The 3,904-nt window shown below is 28.8% G+C and carries 3 protein-coding genes; all 3 read right to left on the reverse strand.

Annotated features, from left to right (window positions below):
• Window positions 1-255: 255 nt before the first annotated feature.
• The 3 genes from EHV01_RS03800 to EHV01_RS03810 all read right to left on the reverse strand — a co-directional run bounded on the left by EHV01_RS03800 (window position 256) and on the right by EHV01_RS03810 (window position 3,520).
• A complete protein-coding gene (locus tag EHV01_RS03800) occupies window positions 256-2,352 on the reverse strand; it encodes an adhesin (protein ID WP_422066269.1) in 2,097 nt (698 codons plus the stop codon).
• 387 nt (window positions 2,353-2,739) lie between these two features.
• Window positions 2,740-3,189: a ParA family protein gene (locus EHV01_RS03805; RefSeq protein ID WP_422066271.1), complete on the reverse strand. Its 450-nt coding sequence runs from the start codon at window positions 3,187-3,189 to the stop codon at window positions 2,740-2,742.
• A gap of 46 nt (window positions 3,190-3,235) precedes the next feature.
• On the reverse strand, window positions 3,236-3,520 hold the full coding sequence (locus EHV01_RS03810; protein WP_422066270.1) for a ParA family protein: 285 nt from the start codon (window positions 3,518-3,520) through the stop codon (window positions 3,236-3,238).
• Window positions 3,521-3,904: the final 384 nt, after the last annotated feature.

A 3,904-nucleotide genomic window follows, 5' to 3' on the forward strand; every position in this document is an offset into this window, starting at 1 on the left:
RRGTTCTCTAACTATCTTTTCTACACAACAATTTTTTATTTTAAATAGCTATGACATTTTTAAATGATGTTGGCTTTATCTTGATCCACTTGTCGCTAGTAACATCATATTTATCACCTCCTTTGTCTTTTTTGCGTTGAATAAAGTAGTTTATAACTCGCACAACAGTTTTAATTATGCAACACAATACTCATCATATTGGCCCGGCAAAAAGACAAATAAGAATCAGCACAACAAACAAAATTAATTTAATCATTATTTATCACCTTTTTGTTTTGCTTCTCATTCTTCATCATCTTTTTTCATTTGGGCAATATCTTTTTCTGTTTTTGCCACAAAGGCTTTTTCTTTTTTCTTGCGGATTGGTTTTAAAATAAACGGGTGAACCACAAACCGTTTAAACAACCACCCCAAAAGAACAAGACCCGCCAGCGACCCAACAACAATTCCAAAGATAGCCCAAATACCCAATCCCGATTTTTTGTTATTAACTGGTGTTGGTTCTGGATTAGGAGTTATTGGGTTTGGTTGTTTTTTTTGCTGTGCTGGAATTGTTTTGACAGTAAAACTTAACAGTTTTGTACTGCCATTAACAGATTGAACTTTTACATCTTTGCTTGTTGTTCAATCACCAGCAACAAGATTATCAACGCCGATAACATAGTCGATGTTTTTCACAACATCAGGAGCATACTTTTCAACTTGGGCTTTTACACTAGCAAGCAGTTTTGTTTTATAAGTATCGATTTCATCTTGGGTCACATTTTTAATGTTAGTAACAACAAATTCATCTAACTTTAAATCTAAATGTGCTAAACTTTGTTTTCAAGTCTTCGATAACTCAAACAACTCATTTAGTTGATTTTCACTATAACCGCGGATATTTTTATATCCATTATCTTCTGCTCACTGTTCAAATTGTTTGCCATGATCAGTATTTCAATAATGTGGTACTTTTTGTTTTTCTGATACTTGCAGATAAATAGTTTTTTTATGCGTTGGTAAATCTTGATGTTGCAATTCAATCAAATAATGACCATCAACCGAACCATATTGCCCTTTATCAATCTCTAAGCCATTTATTGGGTCAATAACATTTGATTGTGATGTTTTATTTCATTGCTCATCACAACCATATACTTTTCCAGTTATAACATTGCCAGTTGATGGTTGTTTGATTTTGATTGTGCTTTTCCCATTCGCATAGTAAAATGTATCAACCTTGTTTGTCATTTTACTACTATCAAGTTGGGCCAAATAATCTTTATCTATTTGAACACCACTTGCCGAAGATGTTAAATCAATTTTTAAGTCAATTGTTGTTGCTGATACAACATTGTATTTGATATCAACTGAGCCTTTGTAACTTTTGCTACCTTCTATGGTTGATAAGGCTGCTTGTGTGTCTGTTTTATCAGTAATTTTAATTTGTGAAAAATCAATCGAACGACTATTTATATTTGTAATTTTTGCTTTGATAGTGTCATCGTTGTTATCTAAGATATTACCTAAATCAGTCGTTTTAATTAATTCACTTAGATTTTCTTTAACAATTGGTTTTGGCGGTTCTATTTTTGCCGCCATAACAACATCAATGTCTTCGCTCGTGTATTTTGTTCCACGAATATCATATTTGATAACTAATTTATGGGTCTTTTCAATAGTTTCAGGTTTAACATTGATATTTACTTTGTGGTCTAACATATTTTGTTTAGCACCATTTCATAAAACTTCTGTAACATTTGGGTTATCAATATTGATGTTTGTTTCCCCATCAACCGTTAAACGCATACCAGCGTTAGACCAAGTCGCCGTTTTAGAACCATCCACAAGTGAAAACGAAATTCCTTGTTGAAATGGTGTTTTATCAATATTTCAATTAATTATATTCCCATTACTATCAATTTCTGGTGTTATTGGTTCGCCAACAGCATCCCATCGATAAACCGCTTTAAAATAAGTACCATTATCTTTTTTTCAATGTTTTCAATTTGCACCATATCCAACAGTTAAATCTCCAAAATTTTTCATTAACCAAGTACTAATAGTAGATATTTTTATTTGTTCAGCGTTATTATTAAATTTACTAATTTTTCATTCATTACTAAATAAACCATGTCAAACAACAAAATAATATTTATTATCAATATTTTTGAAAAGATTATCACTAGCAGAAACTTTTTTTCAGTTATCTAATTTCTCTTTTGTTTTTATCACAAATCCAGTTGTGACATCTTTGGCAGTTGTCCCAACATCGCGTTTGATACGAGTTTGTACTGTGTTGGCAAGCAATGGAGCAGGAACGCTTGCTGTCAGCGTAGTTATAGTTAATAAGCTTAGTAATTTTTTCATTGCATATATTCCTTTCTGAATTCTCTTTTTAACAAAAAAGAGAATAGCACCACCGTACTATTCCCACAACACAATTTCTAACACATTTCAAGATAGTATCACAAAAATACCCCAGTAAAATATGTTAAAATTGTCTGTGGAAACGCTAGCGATCAACTAGTGTTTCCACGATACTAAATTGTATAGTAAACAATTTAGTATCACCAAATTTTTATTAAAAATATTTAATTACATAAATACTATACACTAGATATATTTTTATATCTAGTTTTTTTATTTTTAAAAGAGAAGATTAATGAAGATTGATATTTGCTACATTTGATACATTTAGGGTTACATAATATACCAAAGATATAAAATATCTTGGTAAAAAAATTATAACACAATTTATTTGATTTCCTTGATGAGTTCTTCGTATGCTTGTTTTTGCCGCCAATAATATTGATTTTCCCAAACATTCGATAATTTGTTTTCAATTGTTTTAAAAATATCAGAATGTCTAATTTCAGTTTTTGAAATATATTTTTCTAAGTCTTCTTTTTGCAATCAATTTAATATTGTTGCAGTATTAATATTTTCTTTTATATTATTAAATACAATTTTTATATCGGGAATGTTTCTCTTTTCTTGTCTACAAATAACATTTAAATTATCTCACAAATCTAAAATTCCTTTAAAACTACGCATTGCGTCGTTCGTAGGAATTAATATTAAATCAGATAGTATTAACCAATTTAAAGACATTTCATTTATTGTTGGGGGATAATCAATTAACACATAATCATAACTATCAAAAGTACTTGCTTTGATTGATAAATAATATCTGCAATAATGTATGTTTCTGTTTTATCATACATAGTTCCAATAATTAAACTACTTTTTGTTAATTCTTTTTGTGCGGGAATAATGTCAGTATTTTTATACTTAGATTTTTTACAATCTTATTAATTTCAGTATTTTTAATAATATTTTTACTTGATATTAAATCCATTAAGGACATATCAATAACATCATTTGTTTTAAAAAAATCCATTGTTAAATTTGCTTGAGGGTCAAGGTCAATTAACAAGACCTTTGCCCCATCAAGTGCTAACTTGTAGGCAACATTTTTGCAAAGGGTCGTTTTCCCAACTCCACCTTTTTTATTGCAAAAACTAATCATCTTCATTTTTATTGCTTTCCTTTCCATATCTTTCAATTAATATTTGTTCCATTAATGTTGATAATTTTCACTGTTTTTGTTTTGCTTCTTTTCGAAAAGAAATTGCTAATTCCTTTGAAATAGATAGTGTCGGGATAATTTCTCATTGTTTCTTTTTTATATATGATTTTATATTTTTAAAATCCTTTGTATTATTTAATTGGTCTGGGATATCTGGTAATTTATTTATATCAATCTTTTTTTTGTTTGGGGCATATTCTTTTCCTTTCTTTTTAATATTTTTAATATTAGACTTCTTGCATAACCTAGTTATTTTAAAATTCCTATAAAATATATTTAAAATAGAAATTATAGGAATCTAAAATTATGAAATTTGATAAATTTGATWAT

Source organism: Spiroplasma sp. hy2 (assembly GCF_044714365.1).
GTDB classification, from domain to species: Bacteria; Bacillota_I; Bacilli_A; order Mycoplasmatales; family Mycoplasmataceae; genus Spiroplasma; species Spiroplasma phoeniceum.